The sequence below is a fragment of the Lonsdalea iberica genome, assembly GCF_002111585.1.
Lineage (GTDB): Bacteria > Pseudomonadota > Gammaproteobacteria > Enterobacterales > Enterobacteriaceae > Lonsdalea > Lonsdalea iberica.
This window is the reverse complement of record NZ_LUTP01000004.1, coordinates 35,348-56,849: the sequence shown is the minus strand read 5'-3', so window position 1 is coordinate 56,849 and position 21,502 is coordinate 35,348. Positions and strand designations below refer to the sequence as shown.

Here is a 21,502-nt window from a genome sequence, read left to right as displayed (position 1 = left end):
CGTAGTGAAAATTATCCCCACTCTTTTCAGGTGTTAATAATTGAAGTTTTTATAATAAAAAAACGTTATATTCAATTACCAATACGCGGGCGTTGTTGCGGTGGGAAATAGGTTTATCCGACACAATAAAGTCCTCATAACCTTTTCCTTTCCTACCAAAAAAACAGCAAGTTACCTCTCTGACTTTTCCCTCTTTTCGCTATGAAACCAATACGGTTGTCCAATGGGATAAGCAGGCAGACGTGGCGTTACAGCACAGAAACAGGAAGCCCGCCAAACGCCTGAATAGTTGTCTGACGGGCTTATAACCGGTTCTTATTGCGATACGGACGGGGATAGCGCCTCTTCCTCATCGACGGCAAAGCACGCCACCTTCCGTCCACCATAAGCGATAAGCTGCGGCTGTCGTGCCGCACAGGCGTCGAACCGGCGTCGACAGCGGGTGTTGAACGCGCACCCCGGCGGCGGATTAAGCGGGCTGGGCAGTTCCCCGCTCAGCTTGATGCGCTCCCGGCGTAAATCAGGGTTCAGGCGCGGCGTCGCGGAAAGCAGCGCTTGCGTGTAGGGATGGCGTGGACGGTCAAAAATCGCCGCCTTGCTGCCCTGCTCGACGCAGCGTCCCAGATACATCACCATCACTTCATCGGCGATATGCTCGACCACCGATAAATCGTGAGAAATAAAGACGTAAGACAGGCCTAACTCCTGCTGCAAGTCCATCATCAAATTCAGCACCTGCGCCCTGACGGACACATCCAGCGCTGAAACCGGTTCGTCCGCGATCAGCACCTCCGGGTCCAGCATCAACCCCCGCGCGATGGCGATGCGCTGACGCTGCCCGCCGGAAAACATGTGCGGGTAACGGTCGTAAAACTCCGTTCTCAGGCCAACCTTCGCCATCATCGCCTGCGCCTTTTCCCGACGCTCTGCGCGACTTAGCGTCGTATTGATCACCAGTGGCTCTTCCAGAATCTGACCAATTTTCTTGCGGGGGTTTAACGACGCGTACGGATTTTGAAACACGATCTGGATTTTCTGCCGACGTAATTTTTCAGCCGCGGGGTCCGCCTTCAGCAGATCCTGCCCCTGATAATACAGTTCGCCGTAGGACGGGGTTTCAATCAACGTCAACAGACGGCCCAGCGTGGATTTACCGCAGCCGGATTCGCCGACCACGGCCAGCGTTTTGCCTCTTTCGAGGGTAAACGAGACGCCATCCAGTGCTTTCACCACCCGCTCAGGCTGAAATATCCCGGACTTCACCGGGTAATATTTTTTCAACGCTCGCGCTTCCAGCAGCACGTTCTGTCGCACGTCTTTATCGTGACTCATAAACTGGGCCTCCCCGAGTCATCCAACGGCGTATGGCATTTCACCCGGCGATCGCCCCAGGGTTGCAGCTCCGGCTCTCGCTGGCGGCAGTGATCCGTCACATACGGGCAGCGCGGGTTCAGCAGGCAGCCCAAGGGACGGTCGTACTTGCCGGGGACGACGCCCGGCAGCGAGGCCAGCCGCGATTTATCCACGGCGAACTCCGGCAAAGCCCGCAGCAGCGCCTGCGTATAGGGATGGCGCGGCGCCTTGAATATTTCGCCGGCACGCCCAGACTCCACCACCTGCCCGGCATACATGACGATGATCTGATGCGCGGCTTCGGCGACCAGCGCCAGATCGTGGGTAATCAGTATCAGCGCCATATTCTCCTGCCGTTGCAGCGATAGCAGCAGTTCGACAATCTGCGCCTGAATCGTGACATCCAGCGCGGTTGTGGGCTCATCGGCGATCAACAGCTGCGGACGGCAGGCAATCGCCATCGCAATCATGACCCGCTGGCTCATGCCGCCCGATAGCTGATGAGGATAAACGGCCAGCCGCGAGGCCGGATCGGGGATGCCTACCATCGTCAGCAGGTCGATGGCTCGCTGGCGTCGGGTCCGGCGGTTGCCGCCCTGATGCACCTTGACGGCCTCCATAATCTGAAATCCCACGGTGTAGCAAGGGTTGAGGCTGGTCATCGGGTCCTGAAAGATCATCGCGATTTCCGCGCCTACCAGCTGACGGCGCGCTTTCTCCGGCATGGCGATCAAATCACGACCGTCGAACGCCAGACTGTCGGCCGCAACCTGACCGGAATCAATCAATCCCATAATGGCCAGCGAGCTGACCGATTTACCGGAACCGGATTCGCCGACAATCCCTACCACCTGACCGCGTTCTACCTGATAGCTGACACGGTCGACCGCCTTGAACGGCTGCGTGCCCTCGCCGAAACTGACCGACAGGTGTTCTACGTTAAGTAAGGCCATCGCTCTTCCTCTACGACTGCTTAAATTTGGGGTCGAGAGCATCGCGCAAGCCGTCCCCCACCAAATTGAATGCCAGCACCGTCAACAGAATCAGCAGCCCCGGAAACGTTACGACCCACCACGCGCTTTGCGCATACTGCAGCACGTCCGACAGCATGGTCCCCCATTCAGGTGTGGGCGGCTGCGCGCCCATCCCCAGGAACCCTAACGCCGCCATGTCCAGAATTGCGTTGGAGAACCCCATGGACGCTTGAACAATCAACGGAGCCAGACAGTTGGGAAAGATGTTGATGAACATCTGCCGCATGGCGCCTGCCCCCGCGACGCGGGAAGCGGTGACGTAGTCTCGGTTGGCCTCCAACAGCACCGCGGCGCGCGTCAGGCGCACGTAGTGCGGCAGCGCGACGAATACCAACGCAATAGCCGCATTCACGATCGACGGGCCGAAAATCGCGACCAGCACCAGCGCAAACAGCAGGCTCGGCAAGGCCAGCATGATGTCCACCAGCCGCATGATGGCAGCATCCACCAGACCGCCGAAGTAGCCGGAGATCAACCCTAATACGGTTCCGAACAATAAAGAGATCGTCACGACCATACACCCGACCAGCAGCGACAGGCGCGCGCCGTACATCAGGCGGGACAACATATCGCGCCCCACATCATCCGTGCCGAGAAGAAATTTCCAACTGCCGCCGTCCTGCCACACCGGCGGCGCAAGTAAAGCTTCTCGAAACTGCTCGGACGGCGAATGCGGGGCCAACACTCCCGCCCCGATCGCGATCAACAGCATGATCATGATGTAGACCAGGCCCACGACGGCGCCTTTATTACGACGAAAGTCGTGCCAGAATGCCTGAAGCGGCGTCAACGGCAGCGGCGCCGACTTCATCGCGGGTTGAGTCAGTTGCGTCATTGCGGCCTCCTATTTGCCATGCCGGATACGCGGATTCACCACGCCGTACAGCAGGTCCACCAGTACATTGACCAGTATGATCAGCGACGCCACCAGCAGAACGCCGCCCTGCACGACCGGATAATCACGCCGTTGCAAGGCATCCATCAGCCAGCGTCCCAACCCCGGCCAAGAGAAAATGGTTTCCGTCAGAATGGCGCCCGCCAGCAAAGTGCCGACTTGGAGCCCAATCACCGTGACCACCGGCAGCATGGCATTACGCAGCGCATGCACCACAACGACACGCTGACGGCTTAACCCTTTGGCGCGCGCCGTGCGGATATAATCTTCACCCAGCACTTCCAGCATGGAAGAACGGGTCATGCGCACAATGACCGCCAGAGGAATGGTGCCAAGCACGATGGCGGGTAAAATGATATGCATCACCGCATCGGCGAAATCGCCCTGTTCCCCCCAGATAAAGGTATCGATGAGCATGAAGCCGGTCAGCGGCAGCGACTCATCCAGAAACAGGGTATCCCCCACCCGGCCGGACACCGGCGTCAGATTGAGATGAACGGAAACCAGCATGATCAGCATCATTCCCCACCAGAAGATCGGCATGGAATAACCCGCCAAGGCTGCGCTCACCGCCGCATGATCGAAGAAAGAGCCCCGCTTGACTGCCGCTAACACGCCCACCGGAATACCCACCGCGATGGCGAAAAGCATGGCGCACACGCCAAGTTCCAATGTGGCTTTGAAACGCGGAACAAACTCTTCCCATACGGCAGTGCGGCTTTTGAGCGAGGTGCCTAAATCGCCATGCAGAACGCCGCCGATATAGTGGAGATACTGTTGCCACATTGGCTTATCCAGCCCCATTTCCGCCATCAGTTGGGCATGACGTTCCGGGGTGATCCCCCGTTCGCCAGCCATGATCATGACAGGATCGCCGGGGATCAGATGCACAAAGGCAAAGGTCAGTAGGGTGATACCGATAAACGTAGGGATAACCAGCCCCAAACGCCGGAGTATGAACTGAAACATATCCGCACTCTCTGTGTATGACCGACCCGTCGGCGGCTCGATCAGGGTCGCGACCTGTAGCATTCATCGCCGCTGCGCGCCCGCAAGCACACAGCGACATCCGCATCGGGGTCAGGAATTAATCCAGGGAAACGTGATTGAAGTTATGCACGCCGCGCGGTTCGATGACGTAACCTTTGACGTTGCTGCGAATCGGCTCGTACACCGTCGAGTGAGCGATGATCAGCGCCGGGGCCTGATCGTGCATGATGACCTGCGCCTGCTTATACAGCTCGATGCGCTTGGCCTCATCGGAGATGGCCCGAGCTGGCTGGATGACATCCTCAAAAGCCTTGTAACACCAGCGGGAGTAGTTAGAGCCTTTGCGAGCGGCATCGCAGCTAAACAGCGTCGCGAAAAAGTTATCCGGATCCCCGTTGTCGCCAGTCCAGCCAAACAGGACGGTCTGATGCTCCCCGTCTTTAGAACGTTTCAAATATTCGCCCCATTCGTAGGTCACAATCTTGGCGTTCACGCCGATTTTGGCCCAGTCCGACTGAATCATCTCCGCCATGCGGCGCGCATTCGGGTTATACGGTCGCTGAACCGGCATGGCCCACAGGTCAATAGTAAAACCATCGCCTAGCCCGGCTTCCTGTAAGAGCGCCTTCGCTTTTTGCGGATCATAGGTGTAATCCTGCACCGCATCGTTGTAACCCCACATGGTGGGCGGGATCAGGTTTTTGGCCGCCTGACCGGCGCCCTGATAGACGGCCTCGATAATGGCCTGTTTGTTGACGGCATAGTTCAACGCCTGGCGTACTTTGAGGTTATCCAGCGGCTTTTTCTCGACGTTATAAGAGAGATAGCCAACGTTCAGCCCCGGCTTTTCTAGCAGAATCAGGTTCTTATCCTTCCGCATGCTGGCCAAGTCCGCCGGATTGGGATAAGGCATGATCTGGCATTCGTTTTTCTGTAGCTTGGCGTAACGCACAGAGGCGTCCGGCGTGATGGAGAACACCAGGCGGTCTATGCCCGGTTTCTGTCCCCAGAAGCCGTCGAACGCCTTATACAAAATACGGGAGTCTTTTTGATATTGCTGCAACTGGAACGGACCGGTGCCGAGCGGATTCAGATCGACTTTTTCAGGCGTTCCGGCCTTCATCATCGCATCGGCATATTCAGCGGATAACATGGAGGCGAAATCCATCGCCAGATCGGCGGCAAAGGGGGCCTCAGCGCGGGTTAGATGGAAACGCACCGTGTGGTCGTCAACTTTTTCCACCTTCTCAATCAGGTCTCGCATTCCCATGCCTTCAAAGTACTCATAGTTGCCGCCTGAGACTTTGTGATAAGGGTGATTCACATCCAGCTGACGTTGGGCACGTCGTCGGCATTAAAGCCGCGCGTCGGCTTGAAATCTTTGCTGCTTTGCCACTTTACGTCGGTGCGCAGATGGAAGGTGTACGTTTTACCGTCGTCACTGATGTCCCACTTTTCCGCCAGGCCAGGTTCGATCTCCGTTGTGCCACTTTTGAATTCAATCAGCCGGTTATAAATGGGAGACGAACTGGCATCAAACGTCGTGCCCGACGTGTATAACTGCGGATTGAAACCTTCCGGAGAACCTTCCAAGCAATACACTAACGTTTTCGCCTGCACGCCCGCTGCAACCGAGAGCGCCAGCAGTCCAAGGCCAAGCCTTAGCATCCTTGATGTCATCATGGATTTAGCCATTTATGTATGCCTCATGGTGTGGATGTTGTGTGATAGCAGACGGACCGTTGTTTTTATTTCGTGGTCCGCATACTGCAGCGTTACTGCGACAGGCATCAGGAAAATAAGCCGTGCGATGCCCCCTGCTTGCCGAATAAAGAAAGGGAAAGCCCCCACACGGACGAAGCTCTTTCCTGTCGTGTCATCAATTTGTCAACTGTTCACATTCAGGTCAATACGCCTAATATGGATTTACAACGCTATCGAGTGCGCGGGTACGAACTAAAAAAAAGAAAAAACATTCTGAATTCAGATTTAAAATCCGATATACATAAAAAAACAGGCCTAAAATTACAGAAAAAACCAAATAGAGTAATTTAAAGATAAAAAATAACTATATGAATTTCATCTTACCTTTCTGATTTTTAACCCCACCTTTTCGGCATCTTCTTGTAATAATGATATTTGGGTCACAAAAGATGGCGTGTTGTGATCGACAGGTTTTCATTTCATGAGGTTTAAAATGACTATCTGCGTGAGGTGAAAAAAGTGGTGACATGAGCGACCGACTTAACACAGGCAATACTCCCGCAGCAAATAGATGCAGAGGCCTTAGAGCCCCGTTTATCCGTGAAAAGAAACGGTGCGGCGTGACTGTTGTCACAAAATAAAGGGGAATAAAAACGAGGAAGTGGGCTGAAATGGAGGTAATTATGTGATCTCTTAGACAAACTACTGCAAATATTAAAAACTAAGATGTGAATAATGACTGGCGTGATCTCATATTTCCCCCGAAAGATTTACATTAGTTTTAAAATTTTATTATTTGAGCACCATGGGTTATTTTTACCATGCAATTCTATCAAGATAAAAAACAAATTCCCCGCTTCAATAACGCTACTCCCTAACCCTGAATTAATTTTAATTACAAAACTAAGAATTAAATTATTTAAAATGGAAGTGCCGTTCAGTTCACAATTACATCACGCACTCAATTAATGGCTATTATTTTTAACAATAAGCCATGATAAATTGCCTGATATTCAATAGCAGTACCCGAAATACCACACCCATTCACATTACGCGTGTGAGCAAAAATAAAATAACGATTTAATATTCATAATCTTACATTTTTCCTTTGTATGCCCTACCACCACAACAAGGTGAATATAATGAAAAAAATTGATGCTGATATCCTCCATGAGGATACCCTCGTAAATACTCCGCCTCCTGGCTTGATGGGTAGCTTGAATAAAACCACGATTGGATCCGTTCCTTTAGTTCTCTTTATCGTCATTTCCGCCATTGTTTTTGTCGCCGCCTATACCGGTGTTTTGCCCAGAAATATGATCGGCGGTTTCGCCGTAATCATGTCGATGGGATTTTTATTGGCGCATATCGGCCGCAATATTCCGGTGTTAAAAGAGATTGGCGGACCCGCAATTCTGTGCCTGATCGTGCCGTCGGTACTGGTCTATTACGAGTTCTTTAATGACACCACGCTGGATACCGTGACCCTGCTGATGAAAGAGGCCAACTTCCTCTATTTCGTCATCGCCAGTTTGGTGGTGGGTAGTATTCTCGGCATGAACCGCATCATTTTGATTCAGGGCATGGTGCGAATGTTCGTTCCGCTGGTCATCGGTACTGTTACTGCCGTGTCTACCGGCCTGCTGGTGGGTAAATTGTGCGGTTATACCTTCTACCATACCTTCTTTTTCATCATCGTTCCCATCATCGGCGGCGGTATCGGCGAAGGCATTCTGCCGCTTTCCCTGGCCTACTCCGCCATTCTGGGTCAGTCTCCCGACGTCTATGTGGCCCAGTTGGCGCCCGCTGCCGTTGTGGGCAACATTTTCGCTATCATCTGCGCAGGTATGCTGGCGCGACTGGGCATGGCCCGTAAAGATCTCAACGGCCAAGGGCGACTGATTCGCAGCGATAAAGACAATGAAATCTTCAATGTGAAAGAAGCGCCAAAGCCGGTGGACTTCACGCTGATGGGCGGCGGGCTGCTGCTTATCTGCACCTTCTTCATCGTTGGCGGTCTGGCGGAGAAAATCGTGCACATCCCCGGCCCTGTTCTGATGATCCTGATCGCCGTCATCTGTAAATATGCTCGCGTCATCCCTTCCAGCATGGAAACCGGAGCCAGCAGCTTTTACAAATTCGTTTCCAGCTCTCTGGTGTGGCCACTAATGATTGGGCTCGGCATGCTGTATGTCCCGTTGGAAAGCGTTGTCGCGGTCTTCTCTGTCGGTTACGTACTGGTATGTGGTTCTGTGGTGATCTCTATGGCGCTGGTCAGCTTCTTCATCGCGCCTTATCTCAATATGTATCCTATTGAGTCATCCATTGTCACGACCTGTCACAGCGGCCTTGGCGGCACCGGCGACGTCGCTATCCTTTCCGCCTCCAACCGCATGTCGCTGATGCCGTTCGCGCAAATCGCAACACGTATTGGCGGTGCATCTACGGTCATCGGCGCCACGCTGTTGCTGAGATTGTTCGTCTAGTCGAAATCAGCTCCGGAAAACCACCGCCACTGAGCGGTGGTTTTTTTGCCTGCATCCAAAAAAAGCCGTTTTTGAAGGAGTCGAGAAAGAAGAACGATAAAAAAAACCCACCACCTCCAAGAGGTCGCGGGTTTTCATTCAGTCGGTGGAGCCGTTTTTCAGTTCAGACCTTACCACTCACCATCATTCGCCCTGAGAGCATGCTCTGCAGGCCAATTTATCTGGATTATTCGCAATATTGGCGCAATGCATCCTGCTTTTCAGGCAGTAGACGGTAGAGATAAACCGGACGCCCCGTCGAACCATACAGGATATTGGTGGCGAGAATGCCGGTATCCGCCAGGTAGATGAGGTACTTACGACAGGAAACGCGCGAGATGCCAATCGCATTGGCCAGCATTTCAGTGGAGAACTCCGCCCCTTGATTACCTTCAATCCACTCGCATACGGTGCGCAGCGTCAGGCTCGTCAGCCCTTTTGGCAGCTTCTTACGCTCAGCGACAGGGTTCCCGCTGGTGCGTCTAATCAAGTTGTCGATATCCGTTTGCGCCACGAATTCACGATGCTTAAGCAGGTTTGCCTCTTCGCGGTAAGCGGTCAGCGCCTGCTCGAAACGAGCAAACTGGAAAGGTTTGATCAGGTAGTCCACCACACCGTAGTGCAGGGCTTTTTTGATGGTGTAGACGTCGCTGGCTGACGAGATAATGATCACGTCAGTATGCTCGCTGAATTCGCGGATAGCCGGCAACAGGTCCAGCCCATTATCCTGCTGCATGTAAATATCCAGCAGCACCAGATCGATTTCGCAATCTGGCTGCATCAGCAGATTTCTGGCCTGCTGCAACGTGGAGACAGTAGCGTAACAGTTGAATCCGGAAACCTGATTCAGGTAACACTTATTCAACTCAGCCACCATGGCATCGTCGTCAACGATCAGTACATTAATCATGGTCAATCTGCCTTGCTTTATAAGGAATATTCACGAAAAACTGGGTATACACCTCGGGTTCAGAGTCAAGATCGATGGTGCCGCCAATTTTTTCCAGACTTTGTTTAGTCAAATACAAGCCAATGCCGCGTCCACTGCCTTTGGTCGAGAATCCTTCCTGGTAAATCTTTTGCTGAATATCTAGCGGTATACCCGGGCCATCGTCGCTGACCATACAGTGCAGATGCCCTTTTTTATGATGGAACGTGACGCGGATCTCGCGGTTTTCGAGGCCGGTCATCGCGTCTAACGCATTTTCGATCAGGTTCCCCAGAACCGTAATCAATTCGTTTGTTGCTTCCACATCATCGGTATCCGGCAGCAGACTGTCTTCGCTAATCGACAGGTTGATACCCAAATCCCGCGCCCGGTTAATCTTCCCGAGCAAAAACCCTGCTATCACGGGAGATTTGATCTTACGAATAATGGCGCCGATTTCCGCCTGATAATGATTCGCCGTTTTGAGAATGTACTCTTCAAGCTGCGGGTAATATTTCAAATGCAGCATACCCAGAATGACGTGCAGTTTGTTCATGAATTCATGAGACTGCGCGCGCAATGCGTCGGCGTAATACGACATCCCGGTCAACCGTTGCACCAGTTGGCTGATTTCGGTTTTATCCCGCAGCGTGGCGATGGCGCCTATCGTTTCCCCATTCACCACGACCGGCACCGTGTTGGTCAGCAGCGGGTTGCCGTTGAAATTGATCTCTTCGTCTCGCTGTGGTTTTCCGGATTTCACGACTTTTTCCAGACTCATCAGAGCGGGCCAGCGACTGATCGTACTGCCGATAGTGAGTTCATTGCTGGCGGAGTGCTGGCTGAACAAGCGCTGGGCTTCATCGTTGACTATCGTCACGCGTAATTCAGTATCGACCGCAATAACGCCTTCCTTAATCTGCTTCAGCATGGCGTTACGCTGCTCAAACAGATTTGAAATCTCGAAGGGTTCGAAGCCAAGCATGATTCGTTTCAGGGCTTTCACCAGAAAATACGTGCCCAACAATCCGACCAGCGCTCCAAAAAGGATAGTCCAAGGAATAACCCAGCGGTTTTCATTGATCAGCGACTGCACGCTGGTCAACGAGATCCCCACCGCGACCGCGCCCAACTGTTTGCCGCTCTGGTCGAAGACCGGGACAAATACCCGCAGCGCAGGTTCCAGCACCCCTCGGTTCACCGCCGAATTCTCAAGGCCCATTAGAGCCGGGTAGAGGTCGTTGCCGATGAAGTGGCGGCCAATCTGGTCGGACTCGGGATGCGAATGACGAATCCCTTTCATATCGGTCACGATGACGAACAGTAAGTGGTTACGCCATTTTACTTCTTCCGAAAAGCGCTGTACCTCTTCCGGATTGCCGACATTACTCAACTCATGGATGACTACAGGGGCGTAGGCGACGGTGCGAGCGATGGCGAAGGCCTTCTCTCTAAGGTGGTTTTCCGTCAGCTCACTGATACGGAAAAACAGTAGGGCATACACCACCAGCAGTACAGAACCAATCACCGCCGACACCATAAGGATGATGGACGTACTCAGCTTCAGCGGAGTCTTCTTCTTACTCATGGCTCGCTCCGAAAGATTGTCGTAACCCACTATCTTATACCGTTTAAGCCGATTTCGCGCAGTTCATATAACATACCGCCGCCATAAAGCGGCGGCGGCGGTTTATTTCACTTGTGGGTGCTGACTGCCTGTTACCACAGGCCCAGAACTTTCCACCAGAAGCTACCGACAATCAACCAGATGGGGATGACGACCAGCCCGGTCAGGAAACCTATCTTCCACCAAGTAGACAGTGACATATAGCCACAGCCGAACAGGATGGGCGCCGGACCGCCGGAGTAGTGCGTGGTAGACATGAACAGGTTACTGAAGGCGGCAAAGGCCAGAACCGTCAGCATAGGAGGAGCACCTGCGGCGATAGCGATGGAGACGAAAATCGCATACATGGCGCTGATGTGCGCCACAGCGCTCGCCATCAGGTAATGGCTGTAGTAGTAGACCAGCAGCAGCAGTCCCAGCATTGGCAGCCAGTGCATCCCTTTGACGGAATCCCCTGCCATGTTGCCCAGCCAGCCGATCAGGCCCAATTTATTCAACTGCGTCGCCAGCATGATCAGCACCGCGAACCACACCACGGTGTGCCAGGCTTCTTTCTCGCTCACCACGTCGTCCCACGTTAAAGCACGAGTCAATAGCAGCACGCTTAAACCCGCCAACGCCGTCAGCGTTGCGTCGATATGCAGCGTCGCCCCTAGAACCCAGAAGGTGACCAGTCCCAGGAATACGCCAAGCACGACCCACTCATCGCGGCTCATCGAACCCATTTCACGCAGTTTTTCGACGGCCATCGCGCGCATTTCGCTCGTTTTCTTCAGCTCGGGAGGATAAAAGCGATACATCACCAGCGGGATAACAATCAGAGAAACAATCCCCGGCAGCAATGTCGCCATCGCCCACTGGGTCCAGCTGATGTGCACGCCGAACTGCCCAGCCAGTTTGCTGATCATCGGGTTACCGGCCATGGACGTCATAAACATCGCGGATGTTACAGAGTTACACTGAAAGATGGTTTGCACCAGGAAGGCGCCAATACGTTTCTGCGTTCCCTGGGCCGGCGTCGAGCCGTAGGCTTCAGCGATAGAACGAAACAGCGGAGTGATAATACCGCCGCAGCGCGCTGAGGTAGAAGGCATCGCCGGAGCAAACAGTAGATCGGTGAAGACCAGACCATAGGCCAGACCCAGACTACTGTTGCCCAGCTTGCTGATAAACAGCAAACCGATACGGCGGCCAAAGCCGGTTTTGATAAAACCTCGCGAGATGAAGAAGGCGCAGGCGATCATCCAGATGGTCGGGTCGCTGAAACCCGCCAGCACGTCTTTGACGCTCAGCAGCCCCATGGCGGCAACCGCCGTGATGCTGAATATCGCGATGGCACCCAACGGATAAGGAGAAAGAATCAAACCCACGACGGTCGCAATGAAGATGGCCATCAAGTGCCAGGCTGAGGGGCTAACGCCCTCGGGGACGGGAACAAACCATAATCCGACGGCAATGCCGAGGATGAACAGAAGTTTAACTAACCTGCTATTATTCGCAGACATACATACACCACTCATATTAAAACGAAATCTGACGCTTTTACCGGGTGTACCCTGTCATGAGTGGGGGGTCGTTATTCTCTTTTATTTCCCCATTAATAAATACAACGGGTACAACGACAGTAAAAAAGGCAAGAAAATAATAGCGTTTCAGCGATCCTCTTGCCCCATAAATTCGATGAATGTTCAACGGTCCAAATAGTATTATAAATGGCGTTACCGAACCCTTTACTTTAGTTACTAAATGTATTTAATAATTTAATTATAATTTAATAATTTGGGTATTAACAAATAAAAACAGTTAGTTCACGACAAGCAAAGTTCTCACAACAATAGAACATAAAATTAACGCAATAACCGATAGTTATCTATTTATCAATTAAACACTTCATAGCCCGTAATATTGGCCATACGTTAATTTAATATTTCTGCTGCGATATGCAGCAACGATATCCAATGACAGGGAATGCGGCAGAGACAATATTAAGAACTGCACATAAAACATGAGATGCATTGACGAAAAAAACGGCGTTCCCAACAATCATTGCCAAGTTTCCTTCTCACAAACCAAACAACAAATCCTCAAGCAAAAAAAAAGCCCACGGCGAGAAGCCATGGGCGTTCATCAACGATTTTAGACGCGGGGGTTAAGCGTCAATCACCTCTTCAGAGGGTTTATCCAGCTGCCCAGCGCGCGACGTGCCGATGGCGATACGCTGTGGCTGCAGCTCTTTGGGCACTTCGCGGACAAGGTCGATGTGCAGCAATCCGTGTTCGAATTTCGCTTCCGCCACGCGAATGTGTTCAGCTAGCGTGAAGCTCAGGGTAAACGGTTTAAACACAAGCCCCTGATGGACATACTTCACAGCCTTGTCCGCCGGAACGGGCGAACCTTTGATCGTCAGGCGCGGCCCTTCGATCTCGATAGCCAGATCCTCCTGACGGAATCCAGCCAGCGCCAGCGTGATGCGATAGCGGTCATCATCCTGTTTTTCGATGTTGTAAGGAGGAAACTCGGCCGTTTCCTGACTGCCCATAGCGCTAGCCAGCTTATCGAAGCCAATCCACTGACGCAGCAGCGGGGATAAATCATAGTTACGCATAGTCATGACTCCTTCTTTGAAGCGAGAAATTCGTCCGGAGCGTCAAACATTCCGGCGCGCCCCCATTCGGCAGGCGCCACATGTCACGGCGAGACGTTATTATCTCTCGCCGGTGCTAACAACGGTTAACCCGTTTATTACTTGATTTCGATACGACGCGGTTTCAACGTCTCAGGGATGATTCGTTCCAGATCGATATACAACAGCCCGTTTTCCAGGTGTGCGCCTTTAATCTGAATATGCTCGGCCAACTGGAATTTGCGCTCGAAGTTACGTTCGGCGATACCCTGATAGAGGTAATTGCGAGGGGCTGGGGTAGCCTCGCCGCCGTGGGCGCCTTTCACGATCAGCACGTTATCGTGCGCGGTGATATCCAGTTCGTCTTCAGCAAAGCCGGCAACGGCAATCGCGATGCGGTACTGATTCTCGTCGACAAGCTCGACGTTGTAGGGGGGATAACCGCCGTTACCCTGGCTTTGGCCAGCTTCCAGCAAATTTAACAGACGATCAAAACCAATAGCGGAACGGTACAGCGGAGAAAAATCAGGGTTACGCATTATAGCCTCCTAAGCTTCAGCGAGGTATTTATGACAGCCTTCCATCAGGACAGGCCTCTTGCCGGAAAGAAATACCCTGTCGGCATACGTCTCTCTGCGGCTCTGCTATTCATATGGCGGCCACGCGTTTTTTTTCAAGAGGGACGATGAAGATTTTCGCCGGAAAGAGTGGAAATTAACCCAATAAGATCTCCCGGATGAAACGGTTATCGCCTACACTAAACGAGGCACATTTTGCCAAAATCAGTACAATCATTTGTGCACTTCGATAACAGCACAAACGCGATAACAATTGGTGGGTATGCAGGCCCAAGAGAATTTGCGGAGCGGTCTCCCTGTGGATAACGTTATGACCATATTGAAAAGTGTCTTATCTGCTTTCGTTCTGGCCGTTGGCATCGTCGTTGCCCTAAGCGGATGCTCCAGTGTGATGACACGAACGGGAGGCGACCAGGGCTATTACTCGGGTACCCGCGCGGGCATCGACATGCTGGAAGACGACCACACCAGCTGGGCGATGATGCCCCTGGTCGCGATTGATATCCCCTTCTCTGCCGCGTTGGACACGCTGCTGCTGCCCTACGACTATTATCATTCCGATGATAAATCCGACAAATCCTTGCACGACAGAGTCAGCGACAGTGAGAGCGACGCCCCTTTCAGCACAGCGCCTGCTACGCCCGCGATTGCCAGTCAAACGCGACGCTGAGGTCGCAAGTTAGGCGGGAACGCTCAGTTCGGCTACTGCGTCCGGGGCTGCGCGCTCCGTTCAGTCCGCTTCCTCAAGCTGCACTCTGACTTTGAAAATCTGATTCACGCCACCCACCTCCCGCAAATACGCAATCTCTTCGCCGCTGGGAGAAAAGACGACGGCATCCCCTGACGGCGGCACCGCACTTCGTGGCGTTTGCCGGAATAATTGCCCCGTAGAAAGGTCACACACCATAATGCTGTTGTCACAGACAAAAGTCAGATATTGTCCGTTGGGATGCCAGGTAAAGGCCGATTGTATGGAATCGGACCCATTCGTCGCCTGACTAGGAGCCCCGCCATTCGGCGACACCGTCCACAGCTGAACAATACCGTCATCATCCCGCATCAAAAACGCAATTTGGCTGCCATCCGGCGAGGATCTCAACCAATGACGCGGCTGATTTACCACGCCGGGATATCGTCTGTCGCCGCTAAATGTCAAACGTCGTTGAGTGACGCCCGCCGGAGGCGAAGGCAGCGTATCGGCGGTCCCGGCAAGCGGTTCAGATCCTGGCCGCGCATAGGCTTCGAGCGCCTCCGGCAGATCGACGATGAATACCTCCGGCACCCGCGTTCCTGTTGTCGATACCGTATCGCCGATAAATGCCAACGCCCAACGCTGGCGACAGCCTTCCGGCCGGAGATACCCCCTTTCACCGATCCAGCCCTCCTCATAGGCCCGGTTAATTTCATCACTGCCTGGGCGAGGATATGGCGTGGTACGGCTGACCAGAACACAGTAATGGCTGCCGTCATATTCTCTTGGGTGATGTTTCGGCACGATGACCGGGCGCAGCGGCACACCCACCCCGACGTTGCGCAGGTCGAGAGACGGATCCCGCTCGTGCAGGACGTGATCGTTGTAGGTGAAGCTCAAACGCGTTCCATCAGGGCTGAAGACGTGGACATGTGTCCCGCCGCGCAGCGCGCCAGCAACATAGGGGGGCGTGATCGACAATGCATCCAGCGTAACGGCCTGATCACGTTTGTCGTCGGCGACGATAACACCGCGACGATGATGGAAATCATAGTGCCAATCGTCATCCGGACGTTCCGGACCGTGGATAAAGACATAGCGTTGAGGTAATGCGGGGCTACCGGTGATCACACCGACACACGCATTTTCTCTCGCCTCATACACGACTTCCGTCTGTCGGGTTTCAATGTTCACACGCATAACCCGACGGCCGGTAAATGAAGAACCCGTTGGTCTGACGTCGTACAGCACCCATCGACCATCGCATGTCCAAATATTGACGTTCGTGAGCTGATGAGAAACGGAACCCGAGGTTAATTGAAATTCTTCATTCATCGTAAAATTCCACAAGGTGTATCGATTATTAACCTATAATAAAAATCTATCCGGAAAATAAAAATTAAATAGATAAAACAAATCGTTATTTACAGTACCTGACTTTCTTCTCGTTAAAACCGGAGGAAGATAGTCGCACTGATGACGGTTTATTGTCGTACCAACAAAGCGGGCGTTTTGCCACAGAAGAATGCGCCATTTCTTTTCGTTATTGATATAGAAGGTATAAGACTATGAAAAACGTTAAAATTATCGTTGCAGCTGTCGTACTTTCCACCCTCTCTTTTGGCTCGTATGCGGCCCAATATATCAGCGTGCTACAGGCGCAAAATATGGAAAAAATCGGCGAAGCCTCTGATACCGGCAAAGACTTAACGACGCTTCAGCACAAACTCTCGGCCAAAGCTGATAAAGCCGGTGCGAAGGCTTACACCATCACCAAAACCACCGGCGACCAGGTGTTGCACGGAACTGCAAACTTCTATAAATAGGCCCGCAGCTGAACTTCATGCCCGGTTTATCCGTCTCAGCCGGATAAATCGGGGCCGTGACGAAACTAAGCCGCCTCGCATTATCCCTTCAAGACAAACTTCTCGATGGCATAAGCCACACCGTCTTCCTGATTGGTTTTGGTGACGAACTGACTGGCTGCTTTCACCTTTTCAATTGCGTTACCCATTGCTACGCCAAGCCCCGCATAATCCAGCATCGCGAGATCATTTTCCTGGTCGCCCAGCGACATGATTTCATCACGCCCAAGATTCAGGTGTTCCGCCAGCATCTTGACGCCAGTGCCCTTATTGACGCGTTTATTCAGAATTTCCAGATAAAAATCAGCACTTTTCATTATGGTGTAGCGTTCGAAAACCTCCGCCGGCACTTTTTTAATGGCCTCATCTAACAACGAAGGTTCATCGATCATCATGAGCTTAGGGAAATGCAGGCTACGGTCCATCTCTTCAACGGCCCTGTACCGCAGAGGCATACCAGTGAGAAAAGCCTCATGCACCGTATAACGACCGATATCCTTATTGGCGGTATAGACATAATTAAAATCCAACGCGTGAAAATGAACGTTCAGATCGCGCGCCAACTTTTCGCAATAGAGGTAATCATCAAAATTCAGCGTAGTTTCTGCAACGCACTCGCCGCTGGCGGCTTTCTGAACCAGCGCGCCATTGTTGGTGATGCAGAAATGATCGTCCTGATATAAACCCAATTCTTCCAGATAACGCTTCACGCCAATATAAGGCCTTCCGGTCGCGAGAACGACGTGCACGCCTTTATCCCGTGCGGCGGCGATCGCCGCTTTTACCGCCGGAGAGACGACGTTTTGTGGGTTCAGCAGCGTGCCGTCCATGTCGATCGCAATAAGTTTGATTGTCATAATTCGTACCGGTGTCGAAGTAATAATTTGTATGCTAACGCGCCTTTATGCAGCGATGCCAGTGAATATAGAACAAGGACGAGCTTTCCCTAATCAGTCGCGGAATTGCTGTAGATTGCTTTTTAAAAATGTGACATTGATCATGTTATGCCATGACAATAAAGATAATAAGCCAGACCAACTAACGCCACGGCGAATAAAATAACGGACGCACTCTCCGCTTTTTTATTTTTTCTTCCATCCGCATTAACTCGCGTTTATGACGAAAAGATCCCTTTGAATAAGTCTCAGCAGTCACCCTTTCACCCAGACGAATTTTTGCATCACTTAATTTCGCTCAACTTTATTCTAGGCTGACGTCAATAAGCTGGGAATTTCATTGGCTGCCTGAAGATCGTACCGGAAATGGTATCCCTTGCTGTGCGAGCGGTTCGCCGTGTTTCAGGCTGCGATACGTGATGAGGTAATGATTAATGAAACGGTCCCGCCTAAGGCTGCGAATACCACGCAACAGCGTTGATTCGTCCAACGACAGTAGGGGAGAAAAGAGGAGCAGCAAAGCGGAAAGCACAAGGTTAGGAAAGACTTCAGGCCGCACCCGCCACCCTGTTTCTTAAGCGGCGGGCGGCCCCACGTTAAACTTCGTCGTCATCCTGCAGCGGGACAATCAGCATATCGACATGGATGGTATTGATCAGCTGACGCGCGGAGGACATCAGCTTGCTCCAGAAGTCCTGATGGTGTCCGCACATGACCAAATCGACATCGTACTTATGAATAGCATCCAACAGCACCTGGCCCAAATCGCCGCTCCCGCTCAGCGTTTCCGCAATCGGATATCCCGCGTTTTGCGACAGGTCTTTCAAGGCATTTTGCGTCTCTTCAGAGATACGCTGCTGCATATCGCCGAGGTTGACATCAATCAACCCGGTGTAGAGATCGGAGTAGTTGACGTCGACATGAATCAGGGAAACCTTGGCATTATACGGCTTGGCCATTGAGACAGCCTTGTCGACCAGCATTTTGCTTTCTGGCGACAGATCGACGGCAATAAGAATGTGTTTGTAAGCCATAATAAGCTCCTTCCATAAAGACTAATGAATGGGTCAGCAGTGTTTTCTCCTGCCAAACTGATACTTACTGGCGATCTGCATCATAACACTCGCCATCGAAAGGGAGATGTTTAGCAGATCACAACGCCGTAGAGTGGCGGTTAGCTGTAGTCACGGAACCCATCACCACGCCTCCCTATTTTGAAGTTAACGTCAGTGTACGCCGATAAGCCGCTTCGCCGACGAAAAATCGCGTGAACGCATAAGTATAGCTAAAGATCGCACGCGATAAGGCTTATAGGACTGGCGGGGATGACCGGGGGATCCTGCCAATTTTTCATCACATTAGCATGTCTAAGAGACCTTAACGGCGTTATAGTAAAAAAATGAAACGGTCTTCTACAATGAAAATAATCCCGCGTCGTTGACCCCGCGCGGAGAAGAAGAATGCCGCCAGCAGTAGACATTATCCGCAGACCGCGCCTTGATACGCAACGTTCGGGCCGCACGGAAACATCGCATACATGATATTTGGGATGACTATCCACAGGTGTAAACGACGGAGATTCGTGACGTATAAACACCTGCCGGATAGCTAAGCGGGAGGGGAGCATGGTTATTAGCACGTTTGCGCTTTTCTGGGCTTTATGCATCATTTGCGTCATCAATATGGCGCGTTATTACTCTTCTTTGCGAGTGCTGCTGCTGGTATTGCGAGACTGCGATCCGCTGCTGTACCAGTACGTGGACGGACGCGGCTTCTTCACCGCTCACGGCCAACCCAGCAAGCAACTAAGACTCGTGCGTTACATATACAGCCAGCGCTATCTGGATCATCACGACCCCGAGTTCATCCGTCGCTGCGAACGTGTTCGTGGACAGTTCCTGCTGACTTCCGCGTTGTGCGGATTAGTCGTGGTAAGCCTTATCGCCATGCTCGTCTGGCACTAAAGACGCTACCGATTCAGGGCCACGGCGAACGAGATTTTCTCGAACTGCGTCCATAAAAAAGGCGACCTGAGGTCGCCTTTTTATCGTACGTCTTGCTGTCGTCGCGCGGCCTTAAATCAGCTTCAGCGTCAACCAGTACAATACGCCGGACAGTACCAGCGATACCGGCAGCGTAAAGATCCAGGCCAGCAGGATGCTTTTCACCGTTTTACTCTGCACGCCGCCGCCATCTACGATCATCGTCCCCGCTACCGCGGAGGAGAGCACATGCGTGGTGGACACCGGCATACCGGTATAGCTGGCGACCCCAATCGAGAGCGCGGCCGTGACCTGAGCCGAGACCCCCTGAGCATAGGTCATCCCTTTCTTACCGATCTTCTCACCGATAGTGACGGCAACACGCTTCCACCCCACCATGGTTCCGAGAGACAGAGCCAACGCCACGGCTACGATGATCCACAGCGGCGCATACTCTACGGTATGCAGCAAATCGGTACGCAGATTGGTCAGCAGACGTTTGTCTTCGCTGTTCGTTTCCGGCAGCTTGATGACGCGGTCCATGGTGTCGGAAATACACATCAGCAGACGGCGAACCTGACCACGGTCGTCGCTGGACAACTCGCTGTAGTCTTTCAGGTTGTTCAGCAGGCCTAAAGAGTGGTCGATGGCCAGCATGACGCGCGAGCTATCGCAATGGAAGTCCGGCTTACCCTCGACAGGAATGGTTTTTTCCGGCGCGGGTAGCATCGGCGGGGACAAATCAACTACATGCTTCAGCGCTTCGCCGTGAGAATGGTAGTACCCCTGCAGATTGACTATCGCATCACGAGTTCGACTGATGTCATAACCCGACGCATTCATGTTCAGCACGAAGCCTGCGGGCGCGACGCCAATCAACACCAACATAATCAGACCGATACCTTTCTGACCATCGTTGGCGCCGTGAGAAAAGCTGACGCCGACGGCGGACAGGATCAAGGCCGTACGCGTCCAGAACGGCGGTTTGCGCTTGCCATCCTGTTTCTCGCGCTCAGCCGGCGTGAGATGAACCCGTTTTCTTTTCTTGGTGTTGCTCCAGTAACGACGCAGCAGGAACACCATGACTCCGGCGATGATCATGCCCACTATCGGAGACAGGATCAGCGACAGAAAAATGCTGACCATCTTCGGGATATTGAGCGCATCCACGACCGACGTATTCGTCAGCAGTGCGTTGGTCAAACCGATACCGATAATAGAGCCGATCAGGGTATGAGAACTAGACGCTGGCAACCCGAAGTACCAGGTACCCAAGTTCCAGATGATCGCAGCCAACAGCATGGAAAAGACCATAGCCAGGCCGTGAGCGGAGCTGACGTTCAGCAACAGATCGGTAGGCAGCAGGTGGACGATGGCGTAAGCCACACTTAATCCGCCCAGAAGTACCCCAAGGAAGTTAAATATTCCCGCCATCACCACAGCGAGCTGGGCGCGCATGGCACGAGTATAAATAACGGTAGCAACAGCATTGGCAGTATCGTGAAAGCCGTTAATGGCTTCGTAAAACAATACAAACAGCAAAGCCAAAATCAACATCAGACCGGTGTGGAAATCAATTCCGGCAAATAAATGTAGCATAAGCGTTAGGCCATATCGTGGTCATCAACGCGGCGCATTATCGGCGACAAGCGGGGCTTGGGAAAAGGAAAATCTGACATTATTTTGACTTATTTTAACCCAATCATCCTTCGGATAATAATTTATTCAATAAAAATCAGACAATTGGACCTTATTACGAAATTCTGCAATTTGTAACACTGGTCAGATCACAGGGCGTTCACTACAATCTG

General features: G+C 52.4%; 17 protein-coding genes and 1 pseudogene. 4 read left to right on the top strand and 14 right to left on the bottom strand.

What is annotated here, in order from left to right; all coding sequences use genetic code 11:
- Window positions 1-315: 315 nt before the first annotated feature.
- From dppF to dppA, 5 genes and pseudogenes are all read right to left on the bottom strand, one after another.
- On the bottom strand, window positions 316-1,332 hold the full coding sequence (gene dppF / locus AU511_RS02345; RefSeq protein WP_094108647.1) for a dipeptide ABC transporter ATP-binding subunit DppF: 1,017 nt from the start codon (window positions 1,330-1,332) through the stop codon (window positions 316-318).
- Complete coding sequence (gene dppD / locus AU511_RS02340; protein WP_094108646.1) at window positions 1,329-2,306, bottom strand: dipeptide ABC transporter ATP-binding protein; 978 nt, start codon at window positions 2,304-2,306, stop codon at window positions 1,329-1,331. Before dppD ends, dppF begins: the two co-directional genes overlap by 4 nt.
- 10 nt (window positions 2,307-2,316) lie before the next feature.
- On the bottom strand, window positions 2,317-3,222 hold the full coding sequence (gene dppC, locus AU511_RS02335; RefSeq protein WP_094108645.1) for a dipeptide ABC transporter permease DppC: 906 nt from the start codon (window positions 3,220-3,222) through the stop codon (window positions 2,317-2,319).
- 9 nt (window positions 3,223-3,231) lie between these two features.
- Window positions 3,232-4,251, bottom strand: coding sequence for a dipeptide ABC transporter permease DppB (dppB, locus tag AU511_RS02330; RefSeq protein ID WP_094108690.1), 1,020 nt, complete (start codon window positions 4,249-4,251; stop codon window positions 3,232-3,234).
- A gap of 118 nt (window positions 4,252-4,369) precedes the next feature.
- A pseudogene (dppA, locus tag AU511_RS02325) lies at window positions 4,370-5,967 on the bottom strand (dipeptide ABC transporter periplasmic-binding protein DppA).
- Between the two features lie 1,151 nt (window positions 5,968-7,118).
- Between dppA and AU511_RS02320 the strand changes: the two are divergent.
- Complete coding sequence (locus tag AU511_RS02320) at window positions 7,119-8,462, top strand: 2-hydroxycarboxylate transporter family protein (protein WP_094100324.1); 1,344 nt, start codon at window positions 7,119-7,121, stop codon at window positions 8,460-8,462.
- A gap of 226 nt (window positions 8,463-8,688) precedes the next feature.
- Here the strand turns inward: AU511_RS02320 and dcuR are convergent, their stop codons facing one another.
- From dcuR to ibpA, 5 genes are all read right to left on the bottom strand, one after another.
- Window positions 8,689-9,411 (bottom strand): two-component system response regulator DcuR, encoded by a 723-nt coding sequence (gene dcuR / locus AU511_RS02315; protein WP_026740825.1) that lies wholly within the window; start codon window positions 9,409-9,411, stop codon window positions 8,689-8,691.
- Entirely contained in the window at window positions 9,404-11,017 is a 1,614-nt protein-coding gene (locus AU511_RS02310) for a sensor histidine kinase (protein WP_094108644.1), read from the bottom strand. The genes dcuR and AU511_RS02310 overlap by 8 nt, the downstream gene beginning before the upstream one ends.
- A gap of 131 nt (window positions 11,018-11,148) precedes the next feature.
- Window positions 11,149-12,561, bottom strand: a complete 1,413-nt coding sequence (locus tag AU511_RS02305) for an anion permease (RefSeq protein ID WP_094100322.1) — start codon at window positions 12,559-12,561, stop codon at window positions 11,149-11,151.
- A 644-nt stretch (window positions 12,562-13,205) separates the two neighbouring features.
- Window positions 13,206-13,661, bottom strand: coding sequence for a small heat shock chaperone IbpB (gene ibpB, locus AU511_RS02300; RefSeq protein ID WP_094108643.1), 456 nt, complete (start codon window positions 13,659-13,661; stop codon window positions 13,206-13,208).
- A 137-nt stretch (window positions 13,662-13,798) separates the two neighbouring features.
- Entirely contained in the window at window positions 13,799-14,218 is a 420-nt protein-coding gene (gene ibpA / locus AU511_RS02295; RefSeq protein ID WP_094100320.1) for a small heat shock chaperone IbpA, read from the bottom strand.
- A gap of 349 nt (window positions 14,219-14,567) precedes the next feature.
- On the opposite strand from ibpA, the gene AU511_RS02290 reads away from it, so the two are divergent.
- The gene (locus tag AU511_RS02290; protein WP_094108642.1) at window positions 14,568-14,927 is read left to right on the top strand and encodes a YceK/YidQ family lipoprotein; all 360 of its coding nucleotides are present in this window, start codon (window positions 14,568-14,570) and stop codon (window positions 14,925-14,927) included.
- Window positions 14,928-14,987: 60 nt separating this feature from the next.
- Here the strand turns inward: AU511_RS02290 and AU511_RS02285 are convergent, their stop codons facing one another.
- Entirely contained in the window at window positions 14,988-16,283 is a 1,296-nt protein-coding gene (locus AU511_RS02285) for a YidR family protein (protein ID WP_094108641.1), read from the bottom strand.
- Window positions 16,284-16,516: 233 nt separating this feature from the next.
- Between AU511_RS02285 and bhsA the strand changes: the two genes are divergently transcribed.
- Window positions 16,517-16,774: a multiple stress resistance protein BhsA gene (gene bhsA / locus AU511_RS02280; RefSeq protein ID WP_094100317.1), complete on the top strand. Its 258-nt coding sequence runs from the start codon at window positions 16,517-16,519 to the stop codon at window positions 16,772-16,774.
- Between the two features lie 80 nt (window positions 16,775-16,854).
- On the opposite strand, the gene yidA is transcribed toward bhsA, so the two are convergent.
- The gene (yidA, locus tag AU511_RS02275) at window positions 16,855-17,670 is read right to left on the bottom strand and encodes a sugar-phosphatase (RefSeq protein WP_094108640.1); all 816 of its coding nucleotides are present in this window, start codon (window positions 17,668-17,670) and stop codon (window positions 16,855-16,857) included.
- A 635-nt stretch (window positions 17,671-18,305) separates the two neighbouring features.
- On the bottom strand, window positions 18,306-18,743 hold the full coding sequence (uspA, locus tag AU511_RS02270) for a universal stress protein UspA (protein WP_094100314.1): 438 nt from the start codon (window positions 18,741-18,743) through the stop codon (window positions 18,306-18,308).
- Window positions 18,744-19,334: 591 nt separating this feature from the next.
- Here uspA and uspB point away from each other — a divergent pair.
- Window positions 19,335-19,673, top strand: a complete 339-nt coding sequence (gene uspB, locus AU511_RS02265) for a universal stress protein UspB (RefSeq protein ID WP_026740815.1) — start codon at window positions 19,335-19,337, stop codon at window positions 19,671-19,673.
- A 111-nt stretch (window positions 19,674-19,784) separates the two neighbouring features.
- Here the strand turns inward: uspB and pitA are convergent, their stop codons facing one another.
- Window positions 19,785-21,290, bottom strand: a complete 1,506-nt coding sequence (gene pitA / locus AU511_RS02260; protein ID WP_094108639.1) for an inorganic phosphate transporter PitA — start codon at window positions 21,288-21,290, stop codon at window positions 19,785-19,787.
- Window positions 21,291-21,502 lie beyond the last annotated feature (212 nt).

Coding starts and splice junctions, on each gene's coding strand:
- dppF (WP_094108647.1), bottom strand. CDS start 1,332: ATGAGTCACGATAAAGACGTGCGACAGAACGTGCTGCTGGAAGCGCGA.
- dppD (WP_094108646.1), bottom strand. CDS start 2,306: ATGGCCTTACTTAACGTAGAACACCTGTCGGTCAGTTTCGGCGAGGGC.
- dppC (WP_094108645.1), bottom strand. CDS start 3,222: ATGACGCAACTGACTCAACCCGCGATGAAGTCGGCGCCGCTGCCGTTG.
- dppB (WP_094108690.1), bottom strand. CDS start 4,251: ATGTTTCAGTTCATACTCCGGCGTTTGGGGCTGGTTATCCCTACGTTT.
- AU511_RS02320 (WP_094100324.1), top strand. CDS start 7,119: ATGAAAAAAATTGATGCTGATATCCTCCATGAGGATACCCTCGTAAAT.
- dcuR (WP_026740825.1), bottom strand. CDS start 9,411: ATGATTAATGTACTGATCGTTGACGACGATGCCATGGTGGCTGAGTTG.
- AU511_RS02310 (WP_094108644.1), bottom strand. CDS start 11,017: ATGAGTAAGAAGAAGACTCCGCTGAAGCTGAGTACGTCCATCATCCTT.
- AU511_RS02305 (WP_094100322.1), bottom strand. CDS start 12,561: ATGTCTGCGAATAATAGCAGGTTAGTTAAACTTCTGTTCATCCTCGGC.
- ibpB (WP_094108643.1), bottom strand. CDS start 13,661: ATGCGTAACTATGATTTATCCCCGCTGCTGCGTCAGTGGATTGGCTTC.
- ibpA (WP_094100320.1), bottom strand. CDS start 14,218: ATGCGTAACCCTGATTTTTCTCCGCTGTACCGTTCCGCTATTGGTTTT.
- AU511_RS02290 (WP_094108642.1), top strand. CDS start 14,568: ATGACCATATTGAAAAGTGTCTTATCTGCTTTCGTTCTGGCCGTTGGC.
- AU511_RS02285 (WP_094108641.1), bottom strand. CDS start 16,283: ATGAATGAAGAATTTCAATTAACCTCGGGTTCCGTTTCTCATCAGCTC.
- bhsA (WP_094100317.1), top strand. CDS start 16,517: ATGAAAAACGTTAAAATTATCGTTGCAGCTGTCGTACTTTCCACCCTC.
- yidA (WP_094108640.1), bottom strand. CDS start 17,670: ATGACAATCAAACTTATTGCGATCGACATGGACGGCACGCTGCTGAAC.
- uspA (WP_094100314.1), bottom strand. CDS start 18,743: ATGGCTTACAAACACATTCTTATTGCCGTCGATCTGTCGCCAGAAAGC.
- uspB (WP_026740815.1), top strand. CDS start 19,335: ATGGTTATTAGCACGTTTGCGCTTTTCTGGGCTTTATGCATCATTTGC.
- pitA (WP_094108639.1), bottom strand. CDS start 21,290: ATGCTACATTTATTTGCCGGAATTGATTTCCACACCGGTCTGATGTTG.